The 16,933-nt window shown below is 70.3% G+C and carries 18 protein-coding genes; 12 read left to right on the top strand and 6 right to left on the bottom strand.

Features of this window, described 5'->3' with window-relative positions:
* Positions 1 to 95: 95 nt before the first annotated feature.
* From AB0C62_RS07200 to AB0C62_RS07180, 5 genes are all read left to right on the top strand, one after another.
* Entirely contained in the window at positions 96 to 569 is a 474-nt protein-coding gene (locus AB0C62_RS07200) for a carboxymuconolactone decarboxylase family protein (RefSeq protein WP_362970378.1), read from the top strand.
* Positions 570 to 699: 130 nt separating this feature from the next.
* Entirely contained in the window at positions 700 to 1,623 is a 924-nt protein-coding gene (locus AB0C62_RS07195; protein ID WP_362970376.1) for an RNA polymerase sigma-70 factor, read from the top strand.
* 209 nt (positions 1,624 to 1,832) lie between these two features.
* The gene (locus AB0C62_RS07190; protein WP_362970374.1) at positions 1,833 to 2,462 is read left to right on the top strand and encodes a ParA family protein; all 630 of its coding nucleotides are present in this window, start codon (positions 1,833 to 1,835) and stop codon (positions 2,460 to 2,462) included.
* Entirely contained in the window at positions 2,459 to 2,701 is a 243-nt protein-coding gene (locus tag AB0C62_RS07185) for a hypothetical protein (RefSeq protein WP_362970372.1), read from the top strand. The genes AB0C62_RS07190 and AB0C62_RS07185 overlap by 4 nt, the downstream gene beginning before the upstream one ends.
* 151 nt (positions 2,702 to 2,852) lie before the next feature.
* On the top strand, positions 2,853 to 3,287 hold the full coding sequence (locus AB0C62_RS07180) for an HGxxPAAW family protein (RefSeq protein WP_362970370.1): 435 nt from the start codon (positions 2,853 to 2,855) through the stop codon (positions 3,285 to 3,287).
* Positions 3,288 to 3,301: 14 nt separating this feature from the next.
* Here the strand turns inward: AB0C62_RS07180 and AB0C62_RS07175 are convergent, their stop codons facing one another.
* The 3 genes from AB0C62_RS07175 to AB0C62_RS07165 all read right to left on the bottom strand — a co-directional run bounded on the left by AB0C62_RS07175 (position 3,302) and on the right by AB0C62_RS07165 (position 5,213).
* The gene (locus tag AB0C62_RS07175; protein WP_362970368.1) at positions 3,302 to 3,814 is read right to left on the bottom strand and encodes a MarR family transcriptional regulator; all 513 of its coding nucleotides are present in this window, start codon (positions 3,812 to 3,814) and stop codon (positions 3,302 to 3,304) included.
* Positions 3,815 to 3,996: 182 nt separating this feature from the next.
* Positions 3,997 to 4,257, bottom strand: coding sequence for a hypothetical protein (locus tag AB0C62_RS07170; RefSeq protein ID WP_164370868.1), 261 nt, complete (start codon positions 4,255 to 4,257; stop codon positions 3,997 to 3,999).
* Between the two features lie 113 nt (positions 4,258 to 4,370).
* Positions 4,371 to 5,213, bottom strand: a complete 843-nt coding sequence (locus AB0C62_RS07165; protein ID WP_362970366.1) for an alpha/beta hydrolase — start codon at positions 5,211 to 5,213, stop codon at positions 4,371 to 4,373.
* Positions 5,214 to 5,283: 70 nt separating this feature from the next.
* Between AB0C62_RS07165 and AB0C62_RS07160 the strand changes: the two genes are divergently transcribed.
* Positions 5,284 to 5,763: a MarR family transcriptional regulator gene (locus AB0C62_RS07160; protein ID WP_362970364.1), complete on the top strand. Its 480-nt coding sequence runs from the start codon at positions 5,284 to 5,286 to the stop codon at positions 5,761 to 5,763.
* Between the two features lie 46 nt (positions 5,764 to 5,809).
* Here the strand turns inward: AB0C62_RS07160 and AB0C62_RS07155 are convergent, their stop codons facing one another.
* Complete coding sequence (locus AB0C62_RS07155; RefSeq protein ID WP_362970362.1) at positions 5,810 to 6,217, bottom strand: YrdB family protein; 408 nt, start codon at positions 6,215 to 6,217, stop codon at positions 5,810 to 5,812.
* Between the two features lie 126 nt (positions 6,218 to 6,343).
* Between AB0C62_RS07155 and AB0C62_RS07150 the strand changes: the two genes are divergently transcribed.
* Complete coding sequence (locus tag AB0C62_RS07150) at positions 6,344 to 6,877, top strand: GNAT family N-acetyltransferase (protein ID WP_362970360.1); 534 nt, start codon at positions 6,344 to 6,346, stop codon at positions 6,875 to 6,877.
* Positions 6,878 to 6,916: 39 nt separating this feature from the next.
* On the opposite strand, the gene AB0C62_RS07145 is transcribed toward AB0C62_RS07150, so the two are convergent.
* Positions 6,917 to 8,110, bottom strand: coding sequence for an MFS transporter (locus AB0C62_RS07145; protein ID WP_362970358.1), 1,194 nt, complete (start codon positions 8,108 to 8,110; stop codon positions 6,917 to 6,919).
* Positions 8,111 to 8,314: 204 nt separating this feature from the next.
* Entirely contained in the window at positions 8,315 to 10,861 is a 2,547-nt protein-coding gene (locus tag AB0C62_RS07140) for a PA14 domain-containing protein (protein ID WP_362970668.1), read from the bottom strand.
* Between the two features lie 216 nt (positions 10,862 to 11,077).
* On the opposite strand from AB0C62_RS07140, the gene AB0C62_RS07135 reads away from it, so the two are divergent.
* From AB0C62_RS07135 to AB0C62_RS07115, 5 genes are all read left to right on the top strand, one after another.
* A complete protein-coding gene (locus AB0C62_RS07135; RefSeq protein WP_362970356.1) occupies positions 11,078 to 12,091 on the top strand; it encodes a LacI family DNA-binding transcriptional regulator in 1,014 nt (337 codons plus the stop codon).
* A gap of 143 nt (positions 12,092 to 12,234) precedes the next feature.
* Positions 12,235 to 13,335, top strand: a complete 1,101-nt coding sequence (locus tag AB0C62_RS07130) for an ABC transporter substrate-binding protein (protein ID WP_267051852.1) — start codon at positions 12,235 to 12,237, stop codon at positions 13,333 to 13,335.
* A 1-nt stretch (position 13,336) separates the two neighbouring features.
* Complete coding sequence (locus AB0C62_RS07125; protein ID WP_362970354.1) at positions 13,337 to 14,878, top strand: sugar ABC transporter ATP-binding protein; 1,542 nt, start codon at positions 13,337 to 13,339, stop codon at positions 14,876 to 14,878.
* Entirely contained in the window at positions 14,871 to 15,833 is a 963-nt protein-coding gene (locus AB0C62_RS07120; protein WP_362970352.1) for an ABC transporter permease, read from the top strand. The genes AB0C62_RS07125 and AB0C62_RS07120 overlap by 8 nt, the downstream gene beginning before the upstream one ends.
* Complete coding sequence (locus tag AB0C62_RS07115) at positions 15,830 to 16,852, top strand: ABC transporter permease (protein ID WP_362970350.1); 1,023 nt, start codon at positions 15,830 to 15,832, stop codon at positions 16,850 to 16,852. The genes AB0C62_RS07120 and AB0C62_RS07115 overlap by 4 nt, the downstream gene beginning before the upstream one ends.
* Positions 16,853 to 16,933 lie beyond the last annotated feature (81 nt).

Below are 16,933 nucleotides of genomic sequence, written 5' to 3'. Positions count from 1 at the left end.
GGCGAGGAGACGCGGGTCACAGTCCGCGATGTCACAGGCGGCCGGGCTGCCTCGTCTCGGGGGTACAGCCACTGACGACCAGGGAGAAGGCCACCATGGAAGCGCGACTGAACTACTTCGCCAACCCGACCGCCGGCACGTCCCTCAAGTACTTCATGTCGGCGGGCAGGTCGCTCAAGGACTCCCCGCTGCCGCCCGCGACACAGGAGCTGGTGGCCCTGCGCGTGAGCCAGATCAACGGCTGCGCCGTCTGCGTCGACATGCACACCAAGGACGCCGCCGCCGCGGGCGAGAGCGCGGTGCGGCTGAACCTGGTCGCGGTGTGGCGGGAGGCCACGGTCTTCACCGAGGCCGAGCGGGCCGCGCTGGAACTGGCGGAACAGGGGACCCGGGTAGCCGACGCGTCCACGGGTGTCGGCGACGAGGTGTGGTCGACCGCCGCCAAGCACTACGACGAGGACCAGCTCACCGCCCTGGTGATCCTGGTCGCGTTCATGAACTCGGTGAACCGGCTGAACATCATCACGCGGCAGCCGGCCGGCGCCTACGAGCCCGGACAGTTCCACTGACGGGATCGGCAGCCCCGCCCCGGACCCGGCGTCGCTACGCTGACCTGCCGACGGGCCCGGACGACCATCGACAGTCGCCCCCTCCCGCCGGTTCGGCGGGCGGGCGGGGCTCAGGCGTGAGGGAGTCGGTGTGAGCAAGGTCGAGGGGTTCGAGGAACTGCGGCCGCTGCTGTTCTCGATCGCCTACCGCATCCTCGGCAGCGTGAGCGAGGCCGAGGACGCCGTCCAGGAGACGTGGCTCCGCTACGACGGCTCCGCCACCCGCCCCACGTCGGCCAAGGCGTTCCTGTCGGCCACGGTGACGCGGATCGCGATCGACGTCCTGCGGTCGGCGCGGGTACGGCGGGAGGCGTACGTGGGTCCGTGGTTCCCCGAGCCGCTGCTGAGCGATCCGTACGAGGACCCGGCGCGTTCGGTGGAGCTGGCGGACTCGGTGTCGGTGGCGGCGCTGCTCCTGCTGGAGCGGCTCAGCCCGCTGGAACGCTCGGTGTTCGTGCTGCGGGACGTGTTCGCCTTCGAGTTCGACGAGATCGCCCGGGCGGTGGGGCGTTCGGAGGCGGCCTGCCGGCAGTTGCTCGTGCGGGCGCGGCGGCACATGGCGGACGGGCGGCCCCGGTTCGCGGCGGACCGTGAGCAGCGGCAGGAGTTGGCGACGCGGTTCTTCGACGCGCTGAAGGACGGCGACGTGGGCGCGCTGCGGAACCTGCTGGCGGCCGACGTCCAGCTGGTCGGGGACGGCGGCGGAAAGGCACCGCAGCTGTCCCGGGCCGTCGTCGGGGCCGAGAACGTGGCCCGGCTGCTGGCCTCCGTCTTCCCTCACATGGCCGTGATCGACGTGACGTTCGAGGCGTGCGAGGTCAACGGCCAGCCGGGCGCGGTCTTCCGGACACGGGACGGCGAGGTCCTGCACACCATGGCCCTCGACGTGGTCGACGGCCGGATCCTGACCATTCGCTCGGTGATCAATCCCGACAAGCTCGGCCACCTCGGACCGGTCGCGGACGCCTGGGCGGTCGACCGCGAGGTGAGGCAGGCCCGTCGGCGGACGAGCTGAGATCGGGGGCGCTGCGGTGGCTCACATGAAGGACCTACGCGTGGGGGCAGATGCGTCAGGGATCTCTCACGGGACGTCAGACCACCATCCTTGCGCGGACGTTGATCCATCGGAATGATTCGCGGGCGCCGCAGAGTGAACGACGGGGCGATGCGCCCCGCCCCGACAGCGGTGGTCCCCCGCACTCACTAGCGTCGCCTCTTGTGTCGATGAGCTATGCCTTTGTGAACCTGAAACCCGGAGTGGGCAAGACGACGAGCGCGGTGTGGTTGGCTCACGCACTGCACGAGTCGGGCTACTCCCCCCTGCTGGTGGACAGTGACCCCGCGTCCTCGGCGCTGCGGTGGAGCGAACTGGCGGGCGGCTTCCCGTTCCCCGTCTTCTCGCTGCCGGTGGGCGACGTGCACCGACGGGTGAACGACTTCCTCGGCGACCGGCGTGCCGTGGTCTTCGACGCCCCGCAGATGGAGGACCACGCCCCCATCGCGCGGAGCATCATGCGGTACGCGAGCGAGTGGATCGTGCCGGTCACCCCCTCCCCCATCGAGCTGGACCGGATGGCGCCGATCGGCGGCGAGATGGGTGACGTCCAGTCCCTGCGCGCCCAGCCGGCCCGCTCCGCCGTGCTCCTGAACCGCACGAACCGCCCCGACGCCACACGGACCGGGCCCGACGCCGATGCCCGTGAGGCGCTCACCGAGCGGGGCTTCGACGTGCTGTCCACCCACATTCCACGGCTCGACCTGTACGCCCAGTCGTTCGGCAGCCCTGTCGAGGTCAAGGGCTCGGCGTACATGGACCTCGCGGACGAACTCATCAAGCGTCAGGAATCGCAGTGAACCAGCGCAGGGACACCTACCGAGCGGCCTTGCAGCGGGAGCCGGACACCGCCGCACCGCGCCACGCCGCCACACCACGCCACTCCTCGGTCACGCACCTCGATCTGCGGTACGTCCGCGTGACGATCGAACTCGACCCCGCCGTTCCGCGCGAGGTGACGCGATGGGTCGGCCCACCGGTGTCCGCCCTGCTGCGGGTCGGCGCGGCGGTGCTGCGCCCCCTCACCGGCACCGCCTAGCGGGTCACCGACTCCGTCATCCGGGCAGGCGCAGAACGGGCCGCGTGCGAACGCGGCCCGTTTGCCGTCTCAACGGACCGCCTCTACGATGGCTGTATATATTTTAGCTCGCGAGATAAATCTTCTCGCGCCTCGCCTCTCGAGGAGCCTCATGAGCGGTCTGCACGGAAACCACGACCTGGGCCACACCGTCGCCGGATGGACGGGAACGGCCGTCGCCGTCCTCGGCTTCTGCGTCACGGGCGCGGCCCTGACGAAGGGGTCGGGGGCCGGCCTCGCTCTCGGTGCCGCGGGGATCGTCGCCGCCGCGCTGGTCACGTGGGTGCTGCACCTGAGCGGCTGGGGCAAGCCCAGCGGTCCACGCCCCGTCGGCGAACAGAGTTGGCGGACGAAGGACCGGACAGCGGCCGAGGGGCACCCCGGCTGCCTCGGGTGCCGCATGGCCGGCCGTTCCGTGGCGCGTCGTTCCGCGGCGACGGGGAGCATGCCGTTTCCGGCGTCGCGCGCGGCGGAGCAGGGCGAACCGATCCGGTCGGCCGTTCCGGCGACCGCGTCAGCGGCGGTACGGGGCGACGGCGGGCGCTGAGCCCGACCATGCCCTCAGCTCTGGGCGGCCGACGAGCCCTCGCCGCGCGGAGCGTCCCTGATGGCGTCCAGGCTCTCCTGCATCACGGTCCGGGCCTTGCCGAACCAGTCGGCCAGAACGGCCACCTCGTCGGCCGTGTAGTCGGCGAAGAGCAGCCGCAGCCGCTCGTAGAACGGGCCGTACACCTCCAGGATGCGGGCCTGCGCCGACTCGTCCATCACGACCCAGACGCGCCGACGGTCCTTCAGGTCGCTCTCCCTGCGGATGAAACGAGCCTTCTCCAGCCGGTTGAGCACACCCGTCACGGCACCGGTGCTCAGCCGGGCCCGCGCGGCCAGGTCGCTGGCGCCGAGGGACCGGCCGGCCATGGACGACTCGATCACGAATCCGAGGCAGGTCAGGTCGGTGACGTTGAGCCCGAGCCGTCCGGCGATGTCCTGCTGGCCGAACTGCGCGAGCGCGATCAGGCGGTCCATCTCGAACAACGCCTGGTCAGCGGTCGCCTGGGGACGCGCCTTGCCCTCCATGCATCACCTATGACCCACGACATCACTACGCCAAGCCGAATCGGACAGGACAAACCCTAACGTTCATCCGTCCAGGCCACGGACCATGCCGTGGGCCCGGCGCTCGACGGAGCGGGCGGGTCGGGCCGGTCGGGTGCCCGACCCCGCCGGCCGGCTCAGGAGCTCGACGGCCCGTCAGGCGCTCAGGTCTCCAGGGGGTGGCCGCCGTCGCCCTCGACCACGACCCGGTCCACGCCCGGCTCGTCGGCCCGCTCGACCATCGTGACGTCGATCTCGCCGTCGCCGGTGGTGTCGAACTGGTAGAGGTCGGCCTTGCCGTCGCCCGTGGTGTCGGTCATCCAGACGTCGGTCTTGCCGTCGCCGTTGGTGTCGGCGCTGAGGAGGACGTTGTGCTCGTCCCCCTGGGTCTCGACCGCTTCCTGCGTACCCTCATTCGTCTCCATGACGGCCGGTTGCCCCCGCCCGGGGGTCCGAAACAAGGGGCCCTCGCGGCAGTCCCCGACCACGCTGTCCGCCCCGCGCGGCGGGCGGACCGACTCGCGCCGGCCGGCCGCGGTCACCCGGCCAGGAACTCGGCCAGCACACGGTTGAGTTCGGCCGGGCGTTCCGTCGGCAGGGAGTGGTGGGATGCCTCCGGGAGGACGACGACGCTTGCCTCGGGCAGGAGCCTGCCGGCTTCCGCGGCCATCCGCCGGGCGTCGTGGGCACGGCTGCGCCCGGCCGCCAGAACCAGCGTGGGCACGGTGCAGGCCCGCACGTCCCGCCGACGCGGGCGACGCATCGCGACGACTCTCGATCGGCGCGCGCCGGCGGTGCTGCCGAGGAACGCCTGCCAGGCGGGTTCCTCGGGGACGCTGCCGGTCTCCCACGCGTGGAAGGCCCGGACGCGCTCGGCGGTGGGCCGCAGCAGCATCGGCAACGCTCGGAGCAGGTATCCGGGGTTCATCCCGGCGAAGCACTGGGTGGGGTCCAGCAGCGCGAGCCGACGGAGCCGCCGGGGGGCGTGTACGGCGTAGTTGAGGGCGATCCAGGCGCCGTAGGAGTGGCCGCACAAGTCCGCGCCGTCCAGAGCGAGTTCGTCGAAGAGCGCGTCGAGCCATGTCGTCAGGTCGTCGACGCCCCGCAGCGGTGCGCCGTCGTGGCGGCTGCGGCCGATGTCGCCCATGAGGTCGGGCGCGTGGACGCGATGGGTGGCGGCGAGGGCTCCGACGGTGGCGAACCACACCACGGAGGTGGTGCCGCCGCCGGGCAGCAGCACCAGCGGGCGGCCGTCCTCGGGACCGGCGATCTGGACCCGGGTCGTCCCGTACGGGGACGGCACGTCGACGCTGTCGACGTGCACGGGCCACCGCCGCAGCACGGCGTCGTACGCGGTGCGGAATCTGTTCTCGCCATCCATGATCGCCGCCTATGATTGCTCGACCAACGATAGTCTCGATGAGCGAGATATTATCACCGGGAGGGATGTCATGGACGATCGGGACCCGGAACTCCAACTCGTCCATCTGCTGCGCGCCGTCGCGGTGGAACTGGACCTGTTCGCGGGCGAGTTCGCCGGGCTGCACGGCCTGCATCCCACCGACGTACGGGCGCTGATCCACCTGCTGGACGCCGCGCGCGAGGAGACGCCCGCGACCCCGGGGTGGCTCGGTGCGCAGCTCGGGGTGAACTCGGCGTCGACCACCGCTCTCGTCGACCGGCTGGAGCGACTGGACCTGGTCCGCCGGGAGCGCGACACGAGCGACCGCCGTCGGGTCCTGCTGACGGTCACCGACGGTGCCGTGACCCTCGGCTGGTCGTTCTTCGGTCCGCTGATCGCGGAGATGGTCGCCTCGATGAGGTCCTTCGACGAGCGGGACCTCGCTGTCGTCCGACGGTTTCTGCTGGCCATGCGCGATGTCGCCGCGGCGGGTCGGCGGAGTCAGCGGGAGGGCGGGGAGGAGGGGTGAGGGGCAGCAGGTCGTGCCCCCGGTCCCGTACTCCGTCGGGGGTGGCTCAGACCGACGCCGGAGGCCCGGAGCGAACGGGTGGATCGCGGCGGAAGGTTTCCGCGACCGCCGTGTTCACGACCACGACGACCGCCAGGACGATCGCGGCGACAGGGTGCCCCAGCGCGTACAGGGCCACCGCGCTGCTGCCCAGCACCACCGCCTTCACCAGCAGGACAAAGGGCAGCGCCGGCTTCAGCCTGGCTTTCGGAGCGGCGAACAGGCCCCACACGACGATCGCCGCCAGCGGGACGCCCACGCCGAGCACGACACGAAGCGCCGCATTCCCTCCTGCGCTGAATCCCCACCAGCTCAGGACGGCCAGCGCGGCCAGTTCCAGCAGGAACGCCAGGACTTCGTTGGCGGCGAACCACCACGGTCCGGGCAGGACGGCGGTCTCGGGGTCCTTCGGCATGACGTCCTCTCGGCGTGCTCGTCGGTGCCAGCATGGCAGGAGACGGCGCGTGACGTGCGCGTTCACCGAACCCGATCAGGACGCCCCGGCGCTCCGGCGCCGCGTCCGTCGGGCAAGATGGAGCCCATGACCGAGATCCGCACCCCCCGCCTGCTTCTCCGCCGCTGGTACGACGACGACCTCGCCCCCATGGCGGAGATCAACGCGGACCCCCAGGTCATGCGCTGGGTCGACGACGGCTCGGTCCTCGACCTCGACGACACGGCCGAGGCGATCGAGCGGTGGGAGGACGAGTGGGACGAGGAGGGTTTCGGACTGTTCGCGGTCGAGCTGCTCGCCTCGGGTGAACTCGTCGGCTTCGCCGGACTGTCCGTGCCCGAGTTCCTGCCGGAGGTGGCGTCCGACGTGGCGATCAGCTGGCGGCTCGGCACCCCCTTCTGGGGGCAGGGCTACGCGTCCGAAGCCGCCCACGCCACGCTGGAGTTCGCGCTCCAGGACCGCAACCTCGACCGGGTCATCAGCATCAACCGCGTGGGCAACGAAGCGTCGGAGAACGTGGTCCGCAAGCTCGGCATGAAGCTGGAGCGGGAGGCGGTGCACCCGGAGTACGACTTCCCTTTGAGCGTCCACTCCATCGACCTGACCGAGTTCCAGGCCTGACGGGGACCCGGCGCTCCCCCGACAGATCCGCCCGTCCTGTCAGGCGTTCGCCGGTGCCGGTCGCCGGAGCAGATAGATGCCGGCGACGGAGACCAGCACCGCCATGCAGGCGATGAACACCAGACCCGCCCCCTCCAGGCCGATGGGGCCCACCAGCAGTCCCACCCCGATCACCGGCAGCGAGATGCCGGTGTAGGCGACCACGAACAGGGCGGAGATGACCGCCGCCCGCTGGTCCGCGGGGGACGCGCCCGCCACGGTGGACAGTGCCCCGCGGAACGCCAGTCCCTGACCGGCCCCGCCGACCAGGGCACTGAGAACCACGAGCACCATCAGGTCCCAGCGCAGCGCGCCCGCGAGCAGCGCCAGGCCGGCGAGGAGCGCGGCGCAGCCCAGGGGGAGCGACCGGGTCGGCCCGACGCGGCCGACCGCGAGCTGACCCGCGGTCGAGGCGAAGAAGGCGAGAGCGACGACCAGCCCGGTCACCGCGTGGTTCGTCACGTTCAGGGACTCCGCGAGGAACGCCGGGCTGACCGAGGTGAACACCCCGAAGAGCGCGAACCCCACGAACGCGGCGATGGCGGGCGGTCCGAACACCGCCCGTACCTCTCGGGGCAGGCGGGGTCGGTGCGGTCGTAGGCTGCTGAGCGGGCCGCGCTCCCCCACCGTCTCCCGGAGCCACAGCACGACGGCGACCGAGCAGGCCACCAGGGCGAGGTGCACGATGAACGGCAGGTACAGGGGCCACGGGGCGAACTGTGCGAGCAGCCCGGCGAGCAGTGGCCCGCAGCCCAGTCCGCCCATGTTCGCGGCGGTCGCCACGAAGGTGGCCCTGCCCGAGCCGCCGCGGGGTGCCAGTTCCATCACGTAGGCCGTGGCGGCTCCGGTGAACAGGCCGGCGGACAGACCTGACATCAGCCGTCCCGCGTAGAGCCAGCCGAGGCCGGTGGCGCACAGGAAGCAGACGGCGCTCAGCGCGGCGAAGCCCAGACCGCACAGCAGGACGGGGCGTCTGCCGACCGAGTCCGAGGCGTTGCCCGCGAGGAGCAGCACACCGATGACTCCGAAGGCGTACACCGCGTAGACCACGGTGACCATCAGCTCGGAGAAGTCGAACTTGTCCTGGTAGAGGCCGTACAAGGGAGTGGGCAGGGTGGTGCCGGCCATGCACACGGCGAACACGGCACCGCCGAGCAGGCACGCACGCCACCCTTGGCGATCATCACCTTCCATGCCGCCGACACTAACCGTGCCGACCCGCGTCGGCCCCGCCCGACGTGCCGGGCGGGGCCGAGCGGCCGTGGACCGGAGGCGTGTGTCGCGTCCGGCGCACGGTCCGCCTCCCCCCGTACCGGAGGCGGACCGTGCCGTGGTGACCCCGCGATGGGTCGGGGCGGGGCGCACACGTACTGCGGGGAGGTGTGTGCGCCCCGTCCGTCAGGAGCAGCCGGCGGGTGTCGGCTGCGACGCGTCGTGGATCAGCGCGGTGTGGGCGGCCTTCAGCCGGTTCACATCGGGCTTGACCACCTTGCGGTCGTAGGTGACGAGTCCGTTCAACTCGCCTTCCACATCGGATATCTGGGTGTAGACGGCGCCGTTGCCTCCCTTGCAGGCGAGCTGGTGCACCTCGTCCAGCCGGGCCAGATAGTCGTCCGTGTACGTCGAGGGGTCGACGTCCACGTAGGACTGCTGGACGGACCAGGCGTGTCCCGGTACCGCGAGGCCGAGGCCGCCGTACTCACCGCTGACCAGGGCCCGTTCACCGTCCGGATTCGGTGGGAGTGCCGGGCTCGGGTAGCCGTGCTCGTCGATGATGTCGCCGGTGCCTCCGTCGACGCCGAGGTTGATGCCCGACATGGAGTTGACGAGACGCGTCGGGTCCCAGGACTTGGCCTGGTCGGCGATGCGGGCCTCGTCGTACTGGCCCCAGCCCTCGTTGAAGGTCACCCACATGACGACCGACGGGCTGCTGATGTGCTCGTCGATCATCTGCTTCATCTCGCGCTCGTACTCGGCGCGGGCCGCGGCGTTCGGGTTCACTCCGGCGGTCATGGCGGGCATGTCCTGCCAGACCATCAGGCCGAGTCGGTCCGCCCAGTAGAACCAGCGGTCGGGTTCCACCTTGATGTGCTTGCGGACCGCGTTGAAGCCCATCTGCTTGTGCATCTTCAGGTCGTACGCCAGTGCCTCGTCGGTCGGCGCGGTGTGCAGGCCGTCGGGCCAGAAGCCCTGGTCGAGGGTGGCCATCATGAAGACGGGTTTGCCGTTGAGGACGGTGCGCGGGGTGCCGTTCACCTTCTCCACGGCGATCGACCGCATCCCGAAGTAGCTGCCGACGCGGTCGGCGCCCACCGAGACCTTCAGGTCGTAGAGGAACGGGTCGTCCGGCGACCAGAGATGCGGGTCGGTGATCTTCAGGGTGAGCGGCTGTCCGGTGCGGCCGGTCACGGTGGCGAACTTGCGGTGTCCCGCGTACGCGGTGGCGGTGACCGGCAGTCCGCTCTTGACGCCCTGCGGCTCGACGGTGAGCCGGCCGTTCGGCACGTCGGGGGTCAGCTTGAGCGAGTCGACGTGGTCGGTGGCCACCGGTTCCATCCACACGGTCTGCCAGATACCGGAGGACGGGGTGTACCAGATGCCGCTGGGGTCGAGGCGCTGCTTGCCGACGGGCGGGTTCTCGCCGCCCTGCGCGTCGGTGGGGTCGTAGACCCCGACGATCAGCTCCTGGGTGCGGCCCGGCTTCAGCGCGGCGGTGACGTCGGCGCTGAACTTGTCGTAGCCGCCCTGGTGTTCGGTGACCTTGGTGCCGTTGACGTACACCTCGGCCCGCCAGTCGACGGCGCCGAAGTTGAGCTGGAGGTGCTTGCCGGAACCGATCCGCCAGTCCGACGGGACGGTGAAGGTGCGGCGGTACCACATGCGGTCCTCGTGCCGCTCGATGCCGGAGATCTGGGACTCCACCGGGTAGGGCACGAGGATCTTCTCGGCGAGGTTCCTGCCCACGGGCGGCTTGTCGCCGGAGTCCGCGGCCGCGAACTGCCATGAGCCGTTCAGGTTGCGCCAGTTGTCACGGGTCAGCTGCGGTCGGGGGTACTCGGGAAGGGCGTTGCCCGGCCCGACGTCGTCCGCCCACTTCGTGCGCAGCTGGTACGTGGAGTGGTTGGGGCCGCTGCTCCAGAAGGCGTTGACAACGTTGCCGTCCTTGCCGGAGAGGCCACCCTTTCCGTCGTAGCGCAGGTCGGCGGTGCCGCGGGCCGTGCCGGTCCTGTTGCCGACGACGGGTTCCTTCAGGCCGATGATCAGGGCCTTGGGGTCGGCGGGGTCGAGTTTCGCCGTGGAAAGGGGCCACTTGGCGCCGCCGATGACCGCTTCGACGTGGTCGGTGAGGCCGGCCGGGGGTGCGGTCAGGGCCTGGGCGAAGTCGAGGCGCAGGGTGCGTCCGTCCTTCTCGACCGTGGTCGCGACGGCACCGTCGTAGGCATAGCCGTCGGGCAGCCGGAGAGCCGACTGCGGTACGGCGGTCTTGGTGCCGCCCGGCGGGGTCCAGCGCAGGTGGAGGTTGGAGCCGCCGAAGTGCTCGAAGTACTCGACCTTGATGTCGTAGGCCTGTCCGGCGGTCAGGTCGATGGGCTGGGAGGTCTGTTCCTTGTCCCAGTCGTCGACCCAGTGGTCGATGGCGAGGTGTCCGTCGATCCACACCCGGAAACCGTTGTCGCCGATGACCGAGAAGGTGTGGGCGCCGGTCTTCTCCGGCACGAGTCGGCCGGTCCAGCGGACGTTGACGTCGTCGGACTGTCCGGTGGCGAAGGCGAGGCGCGGCTCCAGGTTGTCGAAGTCGAGGTTGGTGTCGAGGCCGGTGGCCTTGAGCTCGTGGAAGTCGAAGGCGCCGGGGGCGGACTGGGTGTAGTACTCGCCCTTCAGGCCGTGGACCTCCACGGGGTCGTCGGCGGCTGTGGCGGCGGGGACGGCCGTGAGACCGGCCATGCCGAGCAGCACGACGAACAGGAGTGTCAGATGAGTTCGGAGTCTGCTGATGCGCACGGATCCTCCTTGGCTGAGGAAGGGTGGCGGCTCGTTGCTTCAGTCTGTACAACGTTGGAAGGAACGGGAGTTGGCATCACAGCACGGGTCCCGGCCGCTGTCCAGGGTCATGACAAACACCCAGGTGGCTGCGGCGCACATCGATGAAGAGGAGATCCCTTGCGGGTCAGCCTGAAGGACGTCGCCGAGCGGGCCGGCGTCTCGATCAAGACGGTTTCGAACGTCGTGAACAACTATCCGCACGTCACCCCGGCCATGCGCGCCCGGGTCCAGGAGGCCATCGACGAGCTGGGCTACCGGCCGAACCTCACGGCCCGCCACCTGCGCAAAGGCCGCACGGGCATCATCGCCCTCGCCATTCCCGAGCTGGGCAACCCGTACTTCGCGGAGCTGGCCGGAGCCGTCATCGACGCGGCCGCCGAGCACGAGTTCACCGTGCTCCTCGACCACACGCGCGGCGACCGCGAGCAGGAGGTGCTGGTCAGCCAGGGCTTCCGGGCCAACGTCATCGACGGCCTGATCCTCAGCCCGCTGGAGCTGGAGGCGGAGGACCTGCGGTCGCGGACCGACGACGTGCCGCTCGTCCTGCTCGGCGAGCGGGAGTACGAACTGCCCTACGACCACATCGCCATCGACAACGTGGCCGCGGCGCGGAGTGCGGTACGCCATCTGCTGAGCCGCGGACGCTCACGGATCGCCTACCTGGGCGCCCGCACCGACTCCGCCAACCGGCCGGCCCATCTGCGGCTCGCGGGCTGGCGCGAGGAGCTGACGGAGGCGGGGATTCCGGCACCGGACGACCTGGTCGTACCGGTCGGCGGCTGGGACCGGGACGAGGGCGCCCGGGGCATGGCCCACCTGCTGGATTCCGGGGTGCGTCCGGACGCGGTCTTCGCGTACAACGACCTGGTCGCGATCGGTGCGATGCGGGTGCTGCACGAGCGCGGGCTGCGGGTGCCGTGGGACGTGGCGGTGGTCGGTTTCGACGACATCGAGGAGGGGCGGTTCGGCGCCGTCACCCTGACGACGATCTCGCCGGACAAGCAGGCGATCGCACGGATGGCCGTGGCCTCCCTGCTGCGCAGTCTGTCGGGTCGCACGGAGCCCGGCGGACGTGAACTCACCGCGGATTTCCGGCTGGTGGAACGTGAGAGCACGCTGGGCCGACGCTGACGGGATTTCGGAAGGGGGGCTTTACAGCCCTCTTCCAACGATGTAAAAACCTCCCCGGAACGCCAAGTACGCAGAGTTGACCGCAAGAGCCGATCATCCCCGGAAGCGCACTCAGCGCCGGGGCCGCGCCGTTTGGGGACTCCATGAAGCCGCTCACACCTCGCCATCGCACCGCCGCAAGGACCCTTCTCGCCACCGGCCTCGTCACGAGCCTCGCGCTCGTCTCCGGATGCGCGAAGTCGGAGGACGACTCGTCCGGCACGGACAAGAGCTCCGCGAGCCAGGACGACCAGGGGCAGGTCGTCGCCTCGCCGTCGACGGGCTCGGGGCCGACCTGCACCATCGACGCCTACGGCGCGAAGAAGATCGACCTGAAGTCCGCCACCGTCGGCTTCTCCCAGTCCGAGAAGGAGGCCAACCCCTTCCGGATCGCCGAGACCGCGTCCATCAAGGCCGAGGCGAAGAAGCAGGGCGTGAAGCTCCTGACGGCCAACGCCCAGTCGCAGTTCTCCAAGCAGATCAGCGATGTCCAGGACCTCATCGCCAAGGGCGCCGACCTGCTGGTCATCGCGCCGCTCAACTCGGACGGCTGGGAGCCGGTGCTGCGTTCGGCCTCCGCCAAGCACATCCCGATCGTCACGATCGACCGCAAGATCAACGCCACCGCGTGCAAGGACTACGTGAGCTTCATCGGCTCCGACTTCCTGGAGCAGGGCAAGCGGGCCGCGGACCAGATGATCGAGTCGACGGGCGGCAAGGGCGAGATAGCCATCCTGCTGGGCGCCGCGGGCAACAACGTGACGACCGAGCGCACCAAGGGCTTCGAGGACCGCATCAAGGAGAAGGCCCCCGGCCTGAAGATCGTCTTCAAGCAGACCGGTGACTTCGCCCGGGAGAAGGGCCAGTCGGTCACCGAGAACCTCATCCAGTCCAAGCCCGGCATCACCGGCATCTACGCCGAGAACGACGAGATGGGGCTCGGCGCGGTCAACGCCCTCAAGGGAGCGGGCAAGCAGCCGGGCAAGGTGAAGATCGTGACGGTCGACGGCACCCGCAACGCCGTCCAGGGCATCGTCGACGGCTGGATCGACGGGGTCGTCGAGTCCAACCCGCGCTTCGGTCCGCTCGCCTTCCAGACGCTGGACACCTTCACCAAGGGCGAGAAGGTCTCCCAGGACATCGTCATCCAGGACAGCGCGTACACCAAGGACAACGCCAAGGCCGACCTGGGCAAGGCCTTCTGACATGTTGTCGGTTGCCGGTCTGTCCAAGACCTTCCCCGGCGTGAAGGCCCTGTCCCAGGTGGACTTCACGGCCCGCGCCGGGGAGGTGCACGCGCTCATCGGAGAGAACGGCGCGGGCAAGTCGACCCTCATCAAGGTCCTCACCGGCGTGTACCAGCCGGACGAGGGCGAGGTGACGTACGACGGCGCCCCGGTCCGCTTCGCCACGCCGCTCCAGGCTCAGCACGCGGGCATCTCCACGATCTACCAGGAGGTCAACCTCGTCCCGCTGATGACCGTGGCGCGCAACCTCTTCCTCGGCCGTGAGCCCCGGAACAGGCTGGGACTGATCGACTTCCGGCGTATGCACCGGGAGGCGGACACGGCGCTCCGCGACCTCGGTATCCGGGTGGACGTGCGGCGCCCGCTGCGCGAACTGGGCGTCGGAGCCCAGCAGATGGTCGCGCTCGCCCGCGCCGTCTCCGTCGACGCCCGTGTGGTCATCATGGACGAACCGACCTCCTCGCTCGAACCACGCGAGGTGCGGACCCTGTTCGGCGTGATCCGGATGCTGCGCGAACGGGGCATCGCGGTGATCTACGTCAGCCACCGGCTCGACGAGCTGTACGAGATCTGCGACGCGGTCACCGTGCTGCGCGACGGCAAGGTCGTGCACACGGGTCCCATCGCCGAACTCGACCGGCTCCGGCTGGTGGCACTGATGCTGGGCCGGGAGATCTCCGACGTACGGCAGGACGGGCTGACCAAGTTCGCCGGCAGCCACGACACGGAGGCCGAACCGATCCTCCGCGCCACTGGACTGACGGTCCGCCACCAACTGGACGGGGTGTCGGTGTCGGTCCGCCCAGGAGAGGTGGTGGGGCTCGGCGGGCTGCTCGGTTCCGGCCGCAGCGAGACCGCCAAGGCCATCGCGGGGGCACTGCCCACCGACTCGGGTCAGGTCGAGGTGGCGGGGGTCCGGGTCCGCACCGGGTCGACCCCCGCCGCCATCCGCGCGGGCATCAGCCTGCTCCCCGAGGACCGCAAGGCCGAGGGCATCGTGCCGGGCCTCTCGGTCCGCGAGAACATCGCCCTCGCCGCCCTGCCCGGGCTGTCCCGCTTCGGGCTGGTGGACGAGGCCCGGATCGACCGGATCGTCGACACCTTCATCAAGCGGCTGCGCATCAAGGCGGCGAGTCCGCACCAGAAGGTCGGCGAACTGTCCGGCGGCAACCAGCAGAAGGTGCTGCTGGCCCGTTGGCTGGCCATGCAGCCGAAGGTCCTGCTGCTGGACGAGCCGACCCGGGGCATCGACGTGGGCGCCAAGGCCGAGGTGCAGAAACTGATCGACGAACTCGCCGACGACGGACTCGGCGTGCTGCTCATCTCCTCGGATCCGGAGGAACTGATCGAGGGCAGTGACCGCGTGATCGTCCTCAAGGACGGCGCGGTGGTGGAGGAGCTGACCGGCGACGCCGTCACCGAGGACCGGCTGATGCGCGCCATCGCCGCCGCGCCCGCCGCCACCGCCGTCGGCACCGGCCCGGGAGGCCACGATGACTGACCTGACGCTCGGCCGGCCGGCCGCCGACCGCGACCGTCTGCTGCACCTTCTCCAGGAGTACGGCGTCTACCTGGGCGTCGTGGTCCTGCTTCTGGTGAACACCGTCTTCACGCCGCACTTCCTGTCCACGGAGAACTTCCGCACCCAGGCGGTCCAGGTCGCCCCGGTGCTGATCGTGGCTCTCGGCATGGCGCTGGCGATCGGCAGCGAGGGCGTCGACCTGGCGGTCGGTTCGGTGATGGCCCTGTCCACCTCGCTGCTGTCCCTCTACCTCGGGTACGGGCCCTGGCTCGCCATCCTGATCGCCCTGGTGGGCGGGGTCGTCGTGGGGGTGGCCAGCGGGTCGCTCATCGCGGTCGTGGGCGTGCAGCCGATCGTCGCGACACTCGCCCTGATGGTCGCCGGGCGGGGTCTCGCCCTGGTGCTCCTCCCCCAGCTCAAGGACGTCCGCGACCCGACCATGGCCGACCTGGGCTCCGGCGACGTGCTGGGCATCCCGTACCTCGTGCTGATCGCGGCCGCCCTCGCGCTGCTCGTCGCGTTCGTCGTGCGACGCACCACGTTCGGCCGCCAGCTCCTGGCGATCGGGGACAGCCGCCCGGCGGCCAAGCTCGCCGGACTGCCGGTACGGCGCGTCCTGATCCTCGTGTACGTCTGCTCGGGAGTCCTCGCCGCGATCGCGGGCGTGCTGGCCACCGCGCGGCTGACCGCGAGCGACCCGACGTCGCTCGGCAACCTGATGGAACTCTCCGCGATCACCGCGGTCGTCGTCGGCGGCACCCCGCTGAGCGGCGGCCGGGTCCGGATCGGCGGCACGGTCGCCGGCGCCGTCCTGATCCAGCTGCTCACCACGACGCTCATCAAGCACGATCTGCCGCCGTCGTGGACCCAGATCGCCCAGGCCGTGGTGATCGTCCTCGCCGTCTACGCGGCACGGGAACGAGGAAAGCGATGACGACCGACGTGGACACTCCGGTAGGCGACAGGACCACGACCGAGGAGGAACCGCTGGGGGCCACCCGCTCCGAGCGGCTCAGCGCCCTCGCCCAGCAGCACGGCGCGCTGGTCACGTTGATCGTGGCCATGATCGCCGCGACCCTCAGCTTCGACACCTTCCTGACGTCGGACAACCTGGAGAACATGGCGCTGTCCTCGGCGTTCCTCGCCGTGGTCGCGCTGGGCATGACCTTCGTCATCGTCACCGGCGGCATCGACCTGTCGGTGGGTTCGCTCTTCGCGCTCGGCGGCGTCCTGGCGGCCTGGGGATCCCAGTACGGGACGGTGGTCGCGCTACTGCTTCCGCTGGCCGTCTGCGGGCTGATCGGCCTGGTCAACGGACTGCTGATCGCCCGTTCGCGACTGGCCCCCTTCATCGTCACGCTCGCGTCCATGCTGGGCGCCCGTGGCATCCTGCTCTCGGTCACCGACGAGGGGTCCACGACCTATCTGGTCGACAAGGGGTCGTTCTTCGCGAAGCTCGGGCAGGGCACCTTCCTCGGCATCGGCGTCCCCGTGTACATCACGCTGGCCCTGTTCGTGCTGGGCGCCGTCGTACTCCGGCGCACCCGCTTCGGCCAGTACGTGTACGCGGTCGGCGGGAACGAGGACGCTGCGGCGCTCATGGGCGCCCCCGTGGCCCGTACGAAGATCTCCGTCTACCTGCTCTCGGGACTGTGTGCCGGGCTCGCCGGGGCGCTCAACGCGGCCTGGCTGGTGTCGGGCGTGACCATCCTCGGCTCCGGTATGGAACTGGAGGCGATCTCCGCGGTCGTCATCGGCGGGACGCTGCTCACCGGAGGGTTCGGCTTCATCAGCGGCTCCCTGGTCGGCGTGCTGCTGCTGAAGGTCATCCAGAACGTCATCAACCAGATCGGCTCCCTGGACTCCGCGTACCAACAGGTGGTCAGCGGGGCGTTCCTGGCCGTCGTCGTGATCGCGCAGACCTGGCTGGGACGCAGACGCCGGGTGCTCTGAGGGTCGTGTCGTGTTACCCCGGCCCGTCGGACGCGTGCGACGCGGGAGTGCGGGCGCGTCGGCCGGGCGGGCGTCAGCGGT

The organism is Streptomyces sp. NPDC048643, assembly GCF_040650615.1.
GTDB lineage: Bacteria > Actinomycetota > Actinomycetes > Streptomycetales > Streptomycetaceae > Streptomyces.
Note: the sequence above shows the minus strand (reverse complement) of the source record. Positions and strands in the feature narration are given on the sequence as shown.